Source organism: Butyrivibrio sp. LC3010, from assembly GCF_000424385.1.
Taxonomy (GTDB): Bacteria; Bacillota; Clostridia; order Lachnospirales; family Lachnospiraceae; genus Butyrivibrio.
The window spans coordinates 21,060-37,567 of the sequence record NZ_AUJU01000023.1 but is presented as its reverse complement, the minus strand read 5'-3'; the positions used below and the strand labels follow the sequence as shown (position 1 = coordinate 37,567).

The 16,508-nt window shown below is 39.1% G+C and carries 14 protein-coding genes; 4 read left to right on the top strand and 10 right to left on the bottom strand.

Going from position 1 to position 16,508, the window contains the following annotated elements; all coding sequences use genetic code 11:
• The first annotated feature begins 212 nt into the window (after positions 1-212).
• Complete coding sequence (locus G622_RS0114255) at positions 213-1,529, top strand: MATE family efflux transporter (protein WP_026511262.1); 1,317 nt, start codon at positions 213-215, stop codon at positions 1,527-1,529.
• Between the two features lie 328 nt (positions 1,530-1,857).
• Here G622_RS0114255 and G622_RS0114250 read toward each other — a convergent pair whose 3' ends face one another.
• Together G622_RS0114250 and G622_RS0114245 are read right to left on the bottom strand one after the other, a co-directional pair.
• Entirely contained in the window at positions 1,858-2,262 is a 405-nt protein-coding gene (locus G622_RS0114250) for a hypothetical protein (protein ID WP_026511261.1), read from the bottom strand.
• 5 nt (positions 2,263-2,267) lie between these two features.
• Positions 2,268-2,972 (bottom strand): hypothetical protein, encoded by a 705-nt coding sequence (locus G622_RS0114245; protein WP_026511260.1) that lies wholly within the window; start codon positions 2,970-2,972, stop codon positions 2,268-2,270.
• A gap of 262 nt (positions 2,973-3,234) precedes the next feature.
• Here G622_RS0114245 and G622_RS0114240 point away from each other — a divergent pair, with 262 nt between their 5' ends.
• A complete protein-coding gene (locus tag G622_RS0114240; protein ID WP_026511259.1) occupies positions 3,235-5,112 on the top strand; it encodes an AMP-binding protein in 1,878 nt (625 codons plus the stop codon).
• Positions 5,105-6,208, top strand: coding sequence for an acyltransferase family protein (locus G622_RS0114235; RefSeq protein ID WP_026511258.1), 1,104 nt, complete (start codon positions 5,105-5,107; stop codon positions 6,206-6,208). Before G622_RS0114240 ends, G622_RS0114235 begins: the two co-directional genes overlap by 8 nt.
• 15 nt (positions 6,209-6,223) lie before the next feature.
• Here the strand turns inward: G622_RS0114235 and G622_RS0114230 are convergent, their stop codons facing one another.
• The 6 genes from G622_RS0114230 to G622_RS0114205 all read right to left on the bottom strand — a co-directional run bounded on the left by G622_RS0114230 (position 6,224) and on the right by G622_RS0114205 (position 12,931).
• Positions 6,224-6,541 (bottom strand): rhodanese-like domain-containing protein, encoded by a 318-nt coding sequence (locus G622_RS0114230; protein ID WP_026511257.1) that lies wholly within the window; start codon positions 6,539-6,541, stop codon positions 6,224-6,226.
• A gap of 148 nt (positions 6,542-6,689) precedes the next feature.
• Positions 6,690-8,009 (bottom strand): hypothetical protein, encoded by a 1,320-nt coding sequence (locus tag G622_RS0114225; protein WP_026511256.1) that lies wholly within the window; start codon positions 8,007-8,009, stop codon positions 6,690-6,692.
• Between the two features lie 258 nt (positions 8,010-8,267).
• Positions 8,268-9,302, bottom strand: coding sequence for a glycosyl hydrolase 53 family protein (locus G622_RS23065; RefSeq protein ID WP_081675333.1), 1,035 nt, complete (start codon positions 9,300-9,302; stop codon positions 8,268-8,270).
• 6 nt (positions 9,303-9,308) lie between these two features.
• Positions 9,309-10,946 (bottom strand): ABC transporter substrate-binding protein, encoded by a 1,638-nt coding sequence (locus G622_RS0114215; protein WP_196814222.1) that lies wholly within the window; start codon positions 10,944-10,946, stop codon positions 9,309-9,311.
• A gap of 96 nt (positions 10,947-11,042) precedes the next feature.
• The gene (locus G622_RS0114210) at positions 11,043-12,014 is read right to left on the bottom strand and encodes a carbohydrate ABC transporter permease (RefSeq protein ID WP_081675332.1); all 972 of its coding nucleotides are present in this window, start codon (positions 12,012-12,014) and stop codon (positions 11,043-11,045) included.
• An 11-nt stretch (positions 12,015-12,025) separates the two neighbouring features.
• Positions 12,026-12,931, bottom strand: a complete 906-nt coding sequence (locus tag G622_RS0114205) for an ABC transporter permease (protein ID WP_044957751.1) — start codon at positions 12,929-12,931, stop codon at positions 12,026-12,028.
• Between the two features lie 169 nt (positions 12,932-13,100).
• Here G622_RS0114205 and G622_RS0114200 point away from each other — a divergent pair, with 169 nt between their 5' ends.
• Positions 13,101-14,162, top strand: a complete 1,062-nt coding sequence (locus G622_RS0114200; RefSeq protein ID WP_026511252.1) for an AraC family transcriptional regulator — start codon at positions 13,101-13,103, stop codon at positions 14,160-14,162.
• A gap of 91 nt (positions 14,163-14,253) precedes the next feature.
• On the opposite strand, the gene G622_RS0114195 is transcribed toward G622_RS0114200, so the two are convergent.
• Positions 14,254-15,369: a 5-methyltetrahydropteroyltriglutamate--homocysteine S-methyltransferase gene (locus G622_RS0114195; protein WP_026511251.1), complete on the bottom strand. Its 1,116-nt coding sequence runs from the start codon at positions 15,367-15,369 to the stop codon at positions 14,254-14,256.
• A gap of 90 nt (positions 15,370-15,459) precedes the next feature.
• A complete protein-coding gene (locus G622_RS0114190) occupies positions 15,460-16,365 on the bottom strand; it encodes a LysR family transcriptional regulator (protein ID WP_026511250.1) in 906 nt (301 codons plus the stop codon).
• Between the last annotated feature and the right edge of the window lie 143 nt (positions 16,366-16,508).

The following is a 16,508-nucleotide window of genomic DNA, read 5'->3' as shown; positions in this document are numbered from 1 at the left end:
TATCAGGTTCCAACCCCTCCCTACAATCTTTCTATGCCTTTTACCGAAATGGTAAAGACATACATCTAATATATCAGAAAAAGCCCTCAGAAATAATCCTGCAGCTTGTGTACAGATCAAATGAAAAATCTTGTATTTTAACAATTTCATGATAGAATTCAAATCGTGCTTTTGCATGATTGAAAAATGATACACAAAGAAATGAGCTATAAATGAACGAACCAAAACTTGCCATACTAAAAAAGATAAATAAACTGGCTATTCCCGGAATACTTTCCATGATCCTGTCAACTATCTTTACCATTGCTGACGAAGCAATCGTAGGGCGTATTGATGTAGATGGGTATACCGCTGTTTCCATATCTGCAAATATCATATATCAAGTGATAGGGAATCTTGGCGCGATTTCAGTTGCTTTTACCATTCTTTTCGCCAAAAGCATAGGTCAAAAGGATAAAAAAGCATCAGAGCAGATCTTTAATACAATAATTTCCATATCAATTCTAATAGGAATAGTGTCAGAGGTACTGGCAATTTTCTTTGGAAAAGGCCTCATACATGCAATCTATGGAGTGTCTGATGGAATTCTTAATGAGGCATACAGCTATCTGGTGATTGCAGGATTAAGTATCGGAATCAATCTAGTATGCTTTGTGATGTCAGGTTTCTTTAAGAACATCATGGAGCCTAAGATTGCTTTAATAGCAACCAGTGCATCTCTGCCTGTAAACTTTATCCTGGATTATGTTTTGGTATTTGGAAAATTTGGATTACCTAAGCTCCGAGGATCCGGAGCTGCTATCGGAACCATTTGTGGACTTGTGGTAGAAATAACAATATACGCTAACTACTTCATTAAGAAGAGTGAGTTCCATTACAGCTTTAAAATCAATGGGGATATCCTTAAGAAAACCATGGGATTATTTATTCCTCTGTTAGGGCAGGATTTTGTTGAAAATACAATTTTCGTAATTGTAATAGGTGCCATAATATCAAGATACAACACCGTACTATATGCCACCTATTCAGTGATTAATGCGATCATTATTGCCCTGACGACCATCATGTATGCTTATGCCGGAGCAACCATGACTTTAGTAGGGCAGGCATATAGTTCTAATACAGATAGAAAAGCCTGTAGCCGTTACCCTAAGTATTCCGCAATGATAGCTGTTTTAATTTATGCGGTAATCTTAGTAATTACAGTCATTTTCCCAAGCCAGGTCTGCGGCATTATTACTGACCAGTTCGAAATTTTGGAAAAAGCCATACCGGTAGTTGTGTTCGCACTTTCAGTGCAGATACTGAACATACCTTGTCAGGTCTATAAATATGCGCTTCAGGCAATAGAACAGGAGAAGTGGGTTCTGATTATATCGGTTCTGATGTCAGCAGTATGTTGCATGATTATCTTTATAAATATGTTTGTATTTAAACTAGAACTGATAGGTGTTTTTGCTGGCTTTGGAGTGTTCTATGCTGTACTTGATGTACTTTTTTATGTAAAGTACATACATTTGCTGATTTAAGGACTGCTCTCTCACATATTGGAAAGGGCAGTACATTTTCTTTTATGCTGTGGTTCATGGCATGGAGCTTTATGTAATTGTAGATGGGCAACAGGGATATAAAAGGTCCATTTCTTTGATATCTTTTTCTATGTGCTCATATAACACCGCTTACAACTGACTTCCATTATTTGCACGTCCTTCTTTTTCTCGTAAAATAGCGGGATTTTCTACTAAAAAGAATTTTTGATTACTCATGTTCATTTCTTTTCAAGTAAATCAGTATTCTTTTCATGTAATCTGCCATCTTTTTATACTAAAATCAGCCTGTTTTACTTGAAATTTTGAATTAATAACCATGATCGACATGCTTCCATGTTCCTTTATCAGATCTGACTAAAATCCAATTCCACCTGTCATAAGTGCTGTTCGGATCTAGTGAGCCATCTCCGCCTGACGAATCGACATCAAATGAAGATAGCAGGACTATCACCTCATCTGCGTCATTCCTGTCAGCCCAATCCTGATATTCTTTCGAAATATCATCTCCGGCATAATAAATTTCTGTTAATGTACAGCCTTTCCAATTAGCTGCAAATTCACTTTTTATTATCGCTATAGCTGAATCTATATCGGCCTGTGAATAAAGTTTAGATTGAACTTCATGGGTTTGTACATTCTTAACATTTCCATTACAGGCACAAAGACTGACTACCATTGTCAACAATAAACATATGGCCAACATTCGTTTCATGTTTTTCATCTCGCTAAATTCTCCTGAAGTTTAGAGATTTTTTCAGAAACTTCTTTATCTTGTGTGAGGTCATATACCATGCGATAACAGTCAAGTGCCTGGATAAAATCACCAGCACTTTCGGCTTCTCCGCCAGCCTTAAATAAAAGAGCAAGTGTGACAGAATTAGCTTCAGTGGGAATGTTATTCTTTTTTAATATTTTCTGAAGGTCTTCTACGCTTTTCTTCTCTATTTTCTTATTAAGCGCCTTTTCAAGGAATTTCAGCTCTTCTTCTGCCTGCTTTGTCTCATCAAAGAGCTGGCTATACATATAGCAGACTGATGCAAGGTCAGGGTCATATTTCTCAAGATAGTACCATCCAAGGTTCCTGTAATATGCCGCCATTTCTGCCCTGGTGCAGCAGAAATTGTAAGAATCCAGAGTATATGCATACTCACCCTCAATATCACCAAGCTGCTTGCAGCATGAAATAATAGAGAGTATATTTTCCATGTCTACAGGATTCTCGAAATGTGCCTTTATCCATTCCTGCTGAGCTTTTGCAATATTTCCTGAACTCATGAATTCCTTAGCTTTTTTCTTGTACTCAAGTGCTGTATCTGTTTCCGATAAGTCATATTCTTTTCCATCAGATACAAAATACTCATATAGGAACACTTCTGATATATGATTTAAGCTTACCTTCATAACGCTATTTTTTGCTGACATACACTCTATCTCCTACTGTGTGTTTCTTTTAGCAAATATTATAAGCGATTGTGCATTAATTGACGAGACCAGACAACACCTGACATATCTGCCCGGCACCGCCTGGCAACGTTACTAATTGAAGAAAAAATTCTCTATTAATATTCAGATGCACCATGGTATGCAAATAGAGCGATAAATGATATAGTCATGTTATAGAAATCATTAATAGTAGGCTCGGGAGTAGCTATTAGGACTTCATAAATCAGAAAAGAGGATGAGAATGAAAGTAAACGTCGCAGACTCGGGAAAAGAGCTTCTTATAACAATTGCCGGTAGTATTGATTCGCTTACTTCTAAAGACCTCAGAGCATCAGTAGAAAGCTATCCGTTTGACAAAGCAGATTCAATCATTATCGATCTTGCTGACGTACCCTATGTTTCATCTGCAGGCTTAAGAGAATTTCTGATAATGCAAAAGCGTTTTAAGAAGGGTAAGCTGATTATTAGAAATGTCAGTACCGCTGTCCGGGATATATTTGATGTAACCGGATTTTCGGATATGTTTACTCTTGAGCAAAAATTCGGAAAACCTGACGATTATACTATCTATTCTTTCAAGGATTTTTTGGCTTCAAAAAAGGAAAATAGCCCAGACCGTGTCATACTTGACGACGGAGTAAGTCACTGGTCATGGAAAGATCTTGACAGAGCATCGGAACTGATAGCCGAGGATCTTATAAGACTTGGTGCCAAAAAAGGCAGTCATATTGCCCTCTGCGGAAGCAATTCGCTTAACTGGATTGCTGTCTTTTTCGCGATCCAGAAGATTGGAGCAATGGCAGTACTTGTAAGCCCTTTATTAAAAGCATCGGAAATATGCTTTTTATCTCAAATAGGTGATATTACAATATTCTGCCATGGGACAGGCTCATGGCTTTTAGGAGATTCCGGAGCGTTTTTTGAGGAAATAACAAATTCCGAAAAGTCACAGATACGTTTTCTCTACAATATGATGACTCCAATAGACATTGCGGACAGAGAACCGGATGAAATGATGAGCAATGTCATATCTTCCATAACTGTTCAGAAGGATGATCCCTGCGTTATGATCTTTACCTCAGGTTCCACCGGAGTACCAAAGGGAGTTTTACTCTCTTCATTTAATGTTCTTACAGCCTCCACCTGTGGAATGGATTTGCTTATGACGGATGAAAATGACGTCTATTGTCTTGCTCTTCCATTGTTCCATATTTTCGGAATTTTAGCAGGTCTTATGGTCCCGATGCTGAACGATTCCAAAATAGTTATTCCGCCCAGGATTAAACCGGATGACATACTGCATATTGTTGAAAAGGAGGGCTGCACCATACTCAATACAGTGCCGACAGTCCTTCTTGGTATAGCTGCCCTTCCTGCTTTTAACAGCGACAAAGTCCATACACTTACACGCTCTGTAATTGCAGGAGCCGCAATCTCAAAATCGCAGCTTTTACTTCTGATGAAACTGTTTGTGAACACGACTTTTGATATCGCCTACGGCTTGAGTGAGATCAGCATCGTATCTTATACAGAAAATGACGACAGCATAGAGCGCAAAACAACTACTGTCGGTAAACCAAAAAGTCTTGTCAGGGTTATGATACAGAATCCCGAAACAGGTGAAGAATGCATGGCGGGAGACATCGGTGAAATAATTGTTCAGGGCGAGTTCCTTATGTCCGGATATTATAAGACTCCATTAGAGAAGCAGGACTTTGATGAAAAGGGCTGGTTCCACACAGGAGATCTGGGATTTTTGGATGAAGACGGTTATCTTCATTTTGTAGGCAGAAAAAAAGAGATCATAATTCGCGGCGGAGAAAATATTATTCCGGGAGAGATTGCGGAAGCAGCAACATCTTTCCCAGGTGTTGCTGCGTGCCAGATTGTAGGAATTCCCGATGCCTATTGGGGCGAAGTTGTGGGATGTGCTCTTATGACATCCCCTGATCAAAGCTTTGACGTGAATGCTTTTAACCAATATCTTGTCAGCAAACTGGCAAAATATAAGCTTCCTGAACACGTTTTTGTTTATGAATCTTTTCCAATGCTTCCTAATGGCAAGGTAGATATGGTCAATCTTAAAAAAGACATGATCAGAAGGTGGGGAAATGACTGAAACAAATAAGAAAAGCAGAATGGTTGAACAGGATATAGCAAAGGGTGTTGCTATAATTCTAGTGATGATAACTCACACGCTGACCTTAAAAAGAGAGATATTCCTGATCTTAGGAGGCTTATTTGGTTTTATTCTGCCTTTCTTTTTCTTTATGGCAGGATATAATTACAAACCGGGAAAATACACTTTTGTTCAAAATGTAAAAAGACGTTCTACCCGGATGCTGATTCCTTTCATCGTGTATCTGACGATCGTAACTGTGATTTCAGGTATATATTATTATTTTGCTAAAGGACTTACACTTAAGCAAATCATGGATATATATCTGAAGGCGTTACTTACCAAGCCTTTTACCAATCTGCTTGAGATTGAAGTGCCTTATGGTGGCATGTGGAACTGCGTAATGACATATTGGTTCATTCAGATGCTCTTTGTTGGAAGTGTTGTGTTCTTTCTGGTTGTTGACCGCTGCCTTTCATCTTTATCAAGCCTTATTTCTATCTGCATCGGACTTATGGGAATATCTATGATCTTTGCTCATTTCGATATAAGGATTCCTTTTTATATAAATGAAGCTCCTGCAATTGCCAGTATTATGATAGTGGGCGCTGCTTTTGGCAAACATAATCTGCTGGGACCGGGGATCGGCAGGAAAAAAATAACCCTGAACGCAGTCATAGCTTACATAATCTTTCTTGTGTTTGCAGCAATGTTTAGAGGTTCCGGATTCATCATGGGCGGCGTACTCAGCAGTGAACCTTTGTATGAGTGGAACATCCCACTCACCTTGCTGTTCGCGGTAACAGGCAGTTACGCTCTTGTACATTTCTGCAGACTTTTAACAAAGCCTGGGGTTATATCTTCTGCACTAATCTGGTGTGGCAGGCACACCTTACCGATACTCTTTCTTCACAACCTGGTTCAGCTCTTTGTATGCAGCCTCCTTGGCATTGAACCCTTCAGATTGTCGACGCGCTCTAAGATCAACGACTTTAGAACTTTCGGAATCCTTGCAATTGAAATTGCAGTAACGGCAGCCATCATAATTGTGATTGAACATATACAGAAAAAACTCACATTAAGAGATAATACCTAAAAAAGTGCGCAATTCCTATTCTTTTATTCCCGTGTATTTACTTATTCCACCGATATTTTTGACATCGGTGTATCCTAATGTTTGCATCTCTTTTACCGCTTTTCCTGCCCTTCCACCGCTAAGACAGTATGCAAATATTGGAGTATTTTTATCGGGAATTACTGACACTACGTTTTGTATCTCGTCAACCGGTACATTTATACTTCTGGGAATATGACCGTTCTTATACTCATCTGCACTCCTCACATCAAGTAGTACTGCCCCCTCGGTTTTCTTACAATTTTCCACTTCTGAGTTGATATCCACTCCCTTAAAAAAATCTGCTAATGCCATTTCCTTATCCTTTCTGTTTGCTATTTTGCCCGTATTTAAAACCCTCCCGGAAAGATTGCTTTCCGAGAGGATTCTTTGGAATTTATTTATAATATTACTTTATCTCAAATTCAGGACGAAGCTCTCCTGACTTTGCATTTATTTATTATTACTCCTGTGCTCCAAGATCAAGAAGCTGTTTCTTCATCTCATCAAAGCTCATATACTTCTGTGTTGAATCGGTTTCAAAATCGGTGGAACCATCTATTACCATTATGTTCACCATGTTTAGACCATCAAAATCAATACCTGTATAAGGATTGTTTTTAATTATTGATTCTTCAAACACTTCAGTATACTCTTCTTCTGTGAGCTCGATAGTACCGTCATAATATTTATATGAATCGTCTTCCATATCATAAACTGCCTGCAACTCTTTTATGCCTTCAAGTTCCTTGCCATTAAAAGCATAAAGATCGAAAATCTCAGTTCCTGACATTCCGGATGTTTGAAGAACAGTATTGCTGGCTGCTGAGACATATATGTGGTTTCCGTCATAGCCGGAAGAAACACTCATGATCTCATTTATTGTTCCATTAGAAATTGAAAACAGATGAGCATTTCCGTTTTCTTCTAAAGGTCCTTCTGAATTTACTGCAGCAAGATAAGGAATTCCACTACTATTCGCATAAATCAGAGCGAAGCTGTCTGCTATTTTTTCCTTGTCATACTCTATGATCTTTTCAAGGTAAGCTGTAGCAAAATCTTCACCTGCAGCATCGCTGCTTCCATCAAGCGTTATAAGCTCGATTTTCTTTAGCTCTTCCTCATAAAATTCCTGATTATCCTCAAAATAATCTATAGGACATTCGTATCCGTAATAATATGTAAAGTTGTCAGTAAGAATCACAACACCTACTGCCTGCTTGGTGTCTTCATTACCTCCGCTCTCATAATCAACCTTGAATACCGGATATGTAAGAGTTGCAGAAAGCTCATCATCCTGCTCTGAACCCGTAATCCTTGCATCGCTATTAACCTGCGCGCACACGATATTCTCAGCATAGGCATCCATATCCTGTCCATCTCTCTGAGAATTCACATAACACATATTTGTGATGACAGTGAGCCCATCTTCCATCATATCCTCATAATAGTAGGTTCCGTCATCATTGTTTTGCGTTCTTAGATTTGTAATGTCTGAATATTCCGGCGACTTTACTGACAACATATTTTTGGAAGCCAATTCCTCTTCAGCAACTGCTTCCTCTGCGTCAGCTTCTTTAGTATCAACTTCTTCTGAAATTGTTTCTTCAGCATCAGCTTCTTTTTCAGGTACACTATCAACAGTCTTGGCAGCTGAAGCCTTAGCTACTGCATTCTCCGGCACATCAACAGTCCCGACACTACTATCGCCACATGAAACAAGCATTGTTGATATTGTGAGTAATGCCACCAATGATACCAGTTTTTTTCTCCTGTCCATCATTTCTCACCCCTCCTTTAATAACTTATAAAGGTTAATCTCTTTATCCAGTTACCGTAACTTAAGGCATTTTCATAATAAATACCCTCAAGCCTTATCATATGACAGTTAATGTGAAAAAAAAATTAAAAAACAATAAAATCGGCACAAGTTTACAAATATATAAAAAAATGATCAAATATCACTCTATTTCTATTCTCTACATAAAATTAGAGCAGGGATAACATACCATTATCATCCCTGCTCCATTAAAAATTGAGTTCACACATCCCTATATGCTGACAGCGCTTCTGTAAGCTGCAGTGTATAGTTCTTCGTCAACTTTGAGGCTCCAAGTGGATATGCATCCGGAAGAACCTCTGAACATACCTCGGGTTCCCAGTAGAAAATGCCCAATCCTTCATTATCCGGTACTTTTTTTAGCATCCTGATAGTATTTCCGATTAGCTGTCTTGTTTCTTTTGCCTCATATTCCGGGCCTCCTATTTCAGTAATCATAACAGGCTTATGGAATCTTTCTCTGTACATAGCAATACAATTTGTCCAATTGTTTATGCTGGAGTCGACTTTTTCTTCAGGATTTTCCTTATTTACCATGTCGCACCAGTATGGATAGTCTGAAAAGCCAAGAATATCTGTCATCCCACCATTGTCAAAAAAGTTTTCCAAAAACGGCATAACCCAAGCAGGATGCTGACCACTTGCAAGATGAAGAACCACTTTACATTCCGGGAATATTCTTTTAACGGTCAGATATCCACTATTTATGTAATCGACCAGTTGCGCAGGATGCTGTTCAAGATCTCCCATTGGATGCATCATTCCGGGATTTATCTCATTTCCAACTTGTACCCATTCAGGATATATATCCAAATCTTTCATGATAATTAGAACATTTTCAGTATGCTCTTCAACCTTTTTGCACAATTCTTCATGAGATAATCCTGCCCATGCCTTAGGAATATACTGTTTTTTTGGATCTGCGAATTCATCACTGTAATGAAAGTCCAGCATGATACGCATCCCTGCTTTTTTTGCCCTTAATGCTGCTTCTGATACGCTTACAGCATCGCAGTATCCAAGCATTACCATTGTTCCGTCTTTTTCCTCAACATAACCTTCCTTTGGAGGATCAACAAATATCCTGAATCTGACAGAATCTGTACCTTTTTCCTTTACCGCCTCCAGGCAGGACACATTCTTACCCTTTTCATTAATCCATTTAAAGCCTCTGTCCTCAAGCTGAGTCATCCAACCAAGATCAGCCCCATATGCAAATTTATTATTCATCATCATAGTCCTTTATCTAGTTTCTTTCCATGCATCATACTGTGTATTAAAATCATCAAGCACTACCTGAAGCCCCGAGTCATAGCACTCCTTGATCATCTTATCTATCGTAGAATCCACATCATCCACAAGCCCAAGTTCTAGCATAGGTACATAATCATTAAGGACTGCACTTACTGCGGCCTTATAATCAGCCACATTTGAATCATCAAACACAAATGTTATGGTAGGATTATTTACTACCCTTTCCTCCCAACTTTCTGTTACCTTTTCAGCCCTGGGGTCGCCACCTGCTTCTTTAAGATCTCCGTTCTTGATAGCCCATGATGCAGAAATCGCATATGCAGCAAAATCCCCTGCCCTTTCTGTCTCTGTATATTCCCCTGCATCATTTATCGTATAATGTTCATCTTCTACCCCAAGTATCCAGAGATGATTAAGATATGTATCACATTTTAGTATATCCAGCACCATTGCAGCTCTTGCAGGGTCAGCACTTCCTGCTGCAATCGCCATATCATTGTTGGAATAACATTCACATCCGACAAGATTGTCCTTTGTAAGATCATAAGCTGCGCCAACTACTCCATCAGTCTGTTCCGCCTGCTCGATATATGTAAATACCGAAGTATTCCATGCGATCGATGCACCCTGAAGATTTCCAAAAGCATCATCATCTGTAACTGTGTTCGTAAGGGCACTCCTACTCCATGCCCCGGCATCAGCCAGTTCCTTCATGTCATGTGCATAATTTCTGAAAAGTTCTGTATCATATACAAGCTTTATATCAGATGCTTCAGGCAAAGATCCTTCTTTATAGTCATAAATCAGATCAAAATAATCACTATCAAGGGCAAGGAATGTATCATTTTGCTGTCGATATACGTCCCAAAGCTCATTGTTATCACCTGATGCTGCCAATGCATAAATTCCGCTTTCAGGAGTTTCTTTTTCAGCAATCGTCTTAGCAAAATTCATGTAATCATTCCAGTTATCAAGTGAACTTATGCCGTATTTATCTGCCAGATCCTGTCTTATTGCAACAATCTTCCCCATAGGTGATGCCTGGTTTGAGGGAACCGCTATAGTCTGACCGGAAATGGTTGTTTCATCCCAGCTCTCAGCAGCCTGATATCTGTTTGTGAGCGGCATATTTTTCGAAATAAAATCAGTATCAAGCACAAAAAACGAACCTTTCGCAGCTTCCGTGTACATAAAGCACCAAGGTGCTGTGAAAATAAGATCTACCTGACCGCCTGTAAGTGTCAGAGGATACATCTGCTGGTAATCTGACCAGCTAAGGAAACTGACTTCCACATCTGTATTAAAGGGTTCAAGATATTCATTTGTCTTTGCCAAAACATCATCCCACACTGCAGGTGTATCACCTATAAGCGTTATATTCACGGTCTTATGTTCAGACAAATCTACATCCCCATACATTTCAGGAGTAGCTTTTACGATTCCGTCTCCAATTTTTGCCGGAAGATCATCAGGTAAAGCTCCTGATGTTGTTGCAGTAGCTTCATCCTTTATCTCTGTAGCTCCTGTATTTTCCGAATTTCCGCCCGCTGAAGCTGATCCGCATCCGGCAAGCATAGATGCTGTCATAGCCATACTTAGAATCACTGACAATACCTTTTTTCTCATGATCATTTATCCTCCTTAAAATCTTTAACCCTCTTAGGGTATTAATTCACGCATCTTCATGACATATCTCCCACCACTTGTTCAATATGTTTTTCATCAGCCCTTGACTGCACCGATTGTAAGTCCCTTGACAAAATATCTTTGAACAAACGGATACAACAACACAATTGGGCCGGTAGCGATTATAGTCATTGCCATTTTCATTCCCTCAAGGGGTATTGACGGAAGCGCTATACCTGATTTTTCAGCCACTATTCTCATCGCCTCAGCACTTCCTAAAATCCTCTGAAGGTAGTACTGCAAAGTGAACATATCCTCATTTGTCACAAATAGCATGCAGTTATACCAGTCATTCCAGTATGCAAGCGCCGCAAACAACGAAAGCGTTGCAATAAGCGGTTTGCTAAGTGGAAGTATCAGTTTCCCAAATATTGTTATGTCATTAGCTCCATCTATCTTTGCCGATTCTGTTATCTCAGCAGGTATACCGGTCATGAATGATTTTGCAATGATCATGTTCCATACTGAGAACATCAGCGGAAGAATGAGTCCCACGGTACTGTTCTTGAAATTAAGATAACGTGTGCACATCAGATACCAGGGAACCAGTCCTCCATTAAAGAGAGTTGTAAAGAAAAAGAAAAATGAAAACTGATTTCTCCAGGGAAAATCCTTTCTACTCAATACATATCCTGTCATCGTCGCCATAAGAACAGAAAGCAATGTTCCCATAACAGTCACACTTATTGTCATTCCATAAGATTTAAGTATTGCTGTGGGGTTCTTAAGGCATAGCGCATAGCTTTGAATACTTAACTCACAAAGCTTTGGCAACAATGGATATCCATCCCTAATCAGTGATGTCTCACTTGTAATCGAAGCCACTATTATCAGATAAAAAGGGATAACGCATATAAGTGCGAATAGTCCGACTATTATTGATCCGACCATATTTACAGCCATCTGATCCTGGCTTACCTTCTTTTTCTTTGTTTCACCTGTTTTGTCAGGCTCCTTCAATTCTTCTGTTCTTGTTCCTTCCGTAAGGCTTATAACATCAGTAGACATTCATTACCTCCTTAATACAATGCATAATCAGGGTTTGCTCTTTTAACCAACTTATTGCATACCATTATGGTTATGAAGCAAAGAACTGATTGATATAGACCGGCTGCCGCAGATACTCCCACATTTCCATTGTCGATCAAAAGTCTGAACACATATGTGTCTATTACATCCGTCATCGGCTGGAGGAGTGCACTACTCTTTACTGTTTGATAAAACAATCCGAAATCACCTCTGAAAATATTCCCTATGCCAAGCAATACTAAAATCATCATCGTTGGCAAAAGTGAAGGAATCGTAAGATACCTTATTTTCTGACATGCAGAAGCACCATCAATTGAAGCAGCTTCAAACATTTCCTGATCCATACCCGTTATAGCTGCAAGATATACAACTGAGCCATATCCAGTCTGTTTCCATAACTTTAAAAAGATAAGGACAAATGGCCATGCACCAGGTGTGTTATATAGGTCGAACGGCGTTCCTCCTAACGCAGTTAATACGTTATTGAATACTCCCCGTTCAAAGTTGAAGACATTGTAGATTATGGCTCCTGCAACAACCCAGCTTATAAAATATGGAAGAAACATTAGTGATTGCACCGTTTTCTTAAAAGCTTTATGTATAATCTCATTTAGAAGAATTGCACTTCCCATTTCAAATACAACGCCAAAAGCTATAAAAGCAATGTTGTAAAGTAACGTGTTCCTTGTAACTTGAAATAGCTTTCCAGAAATAAGGAGTGCTTTGAAATTATTGAGCCCATTCCAGGGAGAAAGATAAATTCCACCTTTATACTGATACTTTTTAAAAGCCATTATTATCCCTGTCATAGGAATATAGCTGAATACCACGACATATATGAGTGCCGGTAAAAGCATTATCAGTAACATCCAATGTCTTTTCAGATTTCTTATCATGTTCATGCCTCTCTTCTTATAAAAACTGTAAATAGCCGATTATTACTGGGCTTTCATGCATCTGTACTGATAAAAATTCTATAATTTTGCAATATCCGAAACAATGACATCAACCGACTTCTATGCTAAAATTTGTATCATATATGGGATTAAATGGGAGAATTGAAGGATGCTAAAAGAAGTATCAAAAGATTATATAACCAGTACTAACCCTAACGCTTCATTCAATATAAGTACAGGTAGTGACTCAAATTATTATCAACTAAAGCTTCCATATCAGATAACATATGAATTCTGCAGTGGAGTTGAAGAAAGCGACTATATGAATGCCATTACCTTTTCAGAAGATGCGTCATTCTATGCAAGAGATTCTTTCTATGGCCACGACAGGGCTTTTCACGACCATCCCCTTCATTTTCATGATTATTATGAGATAATGGTTGTCCTTAGCGGAACCGTAACACAAAGAATCGAAAACATAGATTACAAGTACCCTGCAGGCACATGTTGCCTCATAAACAGGGGTATACGGCATGCAGAGAATTTCGATACTGAGGCCAGTATCCTGTTTGTTGGTCTTTCAACAAGCATGATAGGTGAGCTTTTTACAGTAGCTGAACATTCTTCGTTTCGTTCTGAAAAAGACTTTATGAATAGCGGTCTCTACAAATTCATCATTTCTGATCTGGATAATCCTGACCGTAAAGCATATCTGGATATGATACCTGTATTTCATAACTCATCCGGCATGGAACAGCTTCATAAAGTGACAACCGAAATGCTGAACACTATGATGTTCCCACACTTTGGCTCTTCTTATAAAATGAGGAGTCTTCTGAGTGAGCTTTTATATTTCATTTCTTCCAATGATAATTACCACTGTACCGACGTTGAAATGGGTATGGGCAACGATCAGCTGCTTTTTAGCCGTATAGAACATTTAATGGACGCGAGAAACGGCAGAATAAGCCGCGCAGAACTTGAAAAAGCCTTAAATTACAGTGGAGATTATCTCAATAGAATTGTGAACAAATATACAGGTATGTGCCTTTATGATTATGGCATGACCTTTTGTCTTAAAAAAGCTGCAAAAGATCTGGCTACAACAAGAACTCCTATCACTTCAATTGCACAGAACCTGCAATTCTCCAATCGAACGCACTTTTATACGTTGTTTGAAAAACAATTTCACATGACTCCAAAAGAATACAGAATCAAGATGACCAAATAATCTCCTTGATAATAATATAGATACACAATATTCATGATTATAGTGTATCTATAATTATTACAGTATTTAATACATCACAATAACAGTAAGATCATCTCCAGACTTTTTCTGCAATTTCCTTTACAAGCTTAAGCTTTGCCCACTGCTCTTCTTCTGTGAGCTTATTTCCAATCTCACAGGATGCAAATCCGCACTGTGGGCTTAAGCAACGTCTTTCAAGCGGGATATATTTTGCAGCTTCGTGTATCCTCTTGATGACTTTTTCCTTATCCTCAAGGACAGGAGATTTTGTCGTGATAAGCCCAAGGACCACCTTTTTATCGCCAGAAATTTTCTCTAGAGGCTGGAATCCTCCGGACCTTTCATCGTCATATTCGAGGAAAAATGCGTCAACATTTTCCTTGGCAAAAACGTAATCTGCGACAGTGTCATAAGGACCGCAGGTAAAATATGTTGAATGGTAGTTTCCGCGGCAAATATGAGTAGTAATAACCATATCTTCAGGCTTTCCTTCAAGTGCCAGATTATTTACCGCAAGAAGCTGGGCTTTTACCTCGTCAAGCTCAATGCCAAGAGACTTATATCGCTGCTTTGCAGCATCGCCAACTATAGCGCCCCATGTGCAGTCATCAAACTGTAGATTCCTGCAGCCGGCAGCATAGAACTGCTTTATAACATCCTGATATGCCTTTCCTATATCATTAATGAGATCCTCATTAGTTTCATAAAATTTTCTGGTTGTTTCATAATTTGCCGGAACGATCATCTGCTGAAAAGTCTGTGCCGGTGCAGGGATCGTGTATTTAGCTACTGTATTTTCATCTTCAAACTGCTTTAAAAAGTTGAAATACTCAACGAATGGATGTGGCTTTGCCTTGATTTTTCCCACAAGATAAGTATCATCGAGGACAGCAAGCTCACCGTTAAACTTAACACCGTTTCCGGTTGCCTCATGAGCTACGCCCTCAAATCCCCACATGAAATCAAGATGCCAGAAGCTTCTTCTGAATTCACCATCCGTAATAATATGAAATCCAAGCTCCTTCTGCTTTGCAACTACCTTTGTGATTTCATCGTCAGCAACATTATCAAACTCTTCTTTTGAGATTTTCCCTTCCTGATAAGCCGCCTTTGCGTCCTTTAGCGCCTGTGGTCTTAAGAAACTTCCAACAAAGTCATATCTATAAGGTGTCTGTATTTTACTCATTTTTTCATATCCTCCGTTTTAAACTTTAGGATATTCTAACAACCACAATTTCATGAGGAAAATACATTAAAAAAACAAATGCCCATAGTTTTAAACTATGGACAGATTTTTCTCCAGTGCATTTATATAAAAATCAGCATATCGGCTTGGCAGCGTGTTTTTCTTGTGTAAAACTCCTATCCGCATGCATTTGTCCACGGCCAGCGGTCTTGCGATTATGCTGCTTCCGTTAAGCTTCGAATCGATAACTCCGCTGCTGACGGTAAAACCATTTAATCCTATGACAAGGTTGAAAAGCGTTGCTCTGTCTCTTACCTGTATATTCTTTGGGAAATCCAGCACACTCATAAATTCCTCAGAAAAATAGAAGGAATTGTTGTTCCCCTGCTCGTATACAAGATAAGGATATGGCTGCAGATCTTCCACCGTTATGATGTCTTTACCTGCCAGCGGGTGGTCTGAGCATATGAAAACATGTGGAGCTGCGACATATTTTTCATCAAAAACAAGACCGTTGTTTCTGATGAGCTTAGAGATCACTTCCTCATTATGCTGGGAAAGATAGATAACTCCTATCTCGCTTTTACCATTGGCCACATCCTCGATGATCTCTCCGGTCTGAGTTTCTCGAATGATGAAGCTGTACCTGTCCGCATCGAATTCCTTGATAAGATCCACAAAAGCGTTTACCGCAAAAGAATAATGCTGGCAGGATACTGAAAACTTCAGGGTTCTGCGCTCACCGCTGCCAAAATATTCTCTCATGTTGTCAGCCTGCTCTAGCAGCATCCTGGCATAGGATAGCAGCTCCTCTCCCTCTCTTGTGACAGTAACTCCTTTGTTTGATCTGACAAAGGCCTTCACTCCCATCTCTTTTTCCAGATTATGTATAGCATGGCTCAGTGAAGGCTGCGATATAAAGAGCTTTTCTGCAGCCTCTGTGATATTTCCGCAATCAGCTACGGTTACCAGGTATGTCAATTGCTGTAATGTCATTTTCTCCTGCTCCCCTTAAATCTTTCTTGTAAAATCATAGACCAGGACTATGAATAATTACAATATCAAGTTCAATCAACCAATTTGCGTTATAATAAATATATTATTTAGTCAAACTAATTTTCAGAAATCATTAAAAGCGA

Coding starts and splice junctions, on each gene's coding strand:
- G622_RS0114215 (WP_196814222.1), bottom strand. CDS start 10,946: ATGAGAAAAAAGGTATTGTCAGTGATTCTAAGTATGGCTATGACAGCA.
- G622_RS0114255 (WP_026511262.1), top strand. CDS start 213: ATGAACGAACCAAAACTTGCCATACTAAAAAAGATAAATAAACTGGCT.
- G622_RS0114200 (WP_026511252.1), top strand. CDS start 13,101: ATGCTAAAAGAAGTATCAAAAGATTATATAACCAGTACTAACCCTAAC.
- G622_RS0114245 (WP_026511260.1), bottom strand. CDS start 2,972: ATGTCAGCAAAAAATAGCGTTATGAAGGTAAGCTTAAATCATATATCA.
- G622_RS0114190 (WP_026511250.1), bottom strand. CDS start 16,365: ATGACATTACAGCAATTGACATACCTGGTAACCGTAGCTGATTGCGGA.
- G622_RS0114205 (WP_044957751.1), bottom strand. CDS start 12,931: ATGATAAGAAATCTGAAAAGACATTGGATGTTACTGATAATGCTTTTA.
- G622_RS0114250 (WP_026511261.1), bottom strand. CDS start 2,262: ATGAAACGAATGTTGGCCATATGTTTATTGTTGACAATGGTAGTCAGT.
- G622_RS0114225 (WP_026511256.1), bottom strand. CDS start 8,009: ATGATGGACAGGAGAAAAAAACTGGTATCATTGGTGGCATTACTCACA.
- G622_RS0114235 (WP_026511258.1), top strand. CDS start 5,105: ATGACTGAAACAAATAAGAAAAGCAGAATGGTTGAACAGGATATAGCA.
- G622_RS0114230 (WP_026511257.1), bottom strand. CDS start 6,541: ATGGCATTAGCAGATTTTTTTAAGGGAGTGGATATCAACTCAGAAGTG.
- G622_RS0114240 (WP_026511259.1), top strand. CDS start 3,235: ATGAAAGTAAACGTCGCAGACTCGGGAAAAGAGCTTCTTATAACAATT.
- G622_RS0114210 (WP_081675332.1), bottom strand. CDS start 12,014: ATGTCTACTGATGTTATAAGCCTTACGGAAGGAACAAGAACAGAAGAA.
- G622_RS0114195 (WP_026511251.1), bottom strand. CDS start 15,369: ATGAGTAAAATACAGACACCTTATAGATATGACTTTGTTGGAAGTTTC.
- G622_RS23065 (WP_081675333.1), bottom strand. CDS start 9,302: ATGATGATGAATAATAAATTTGCATATGGGGCTGATCTTGGTTGGATG.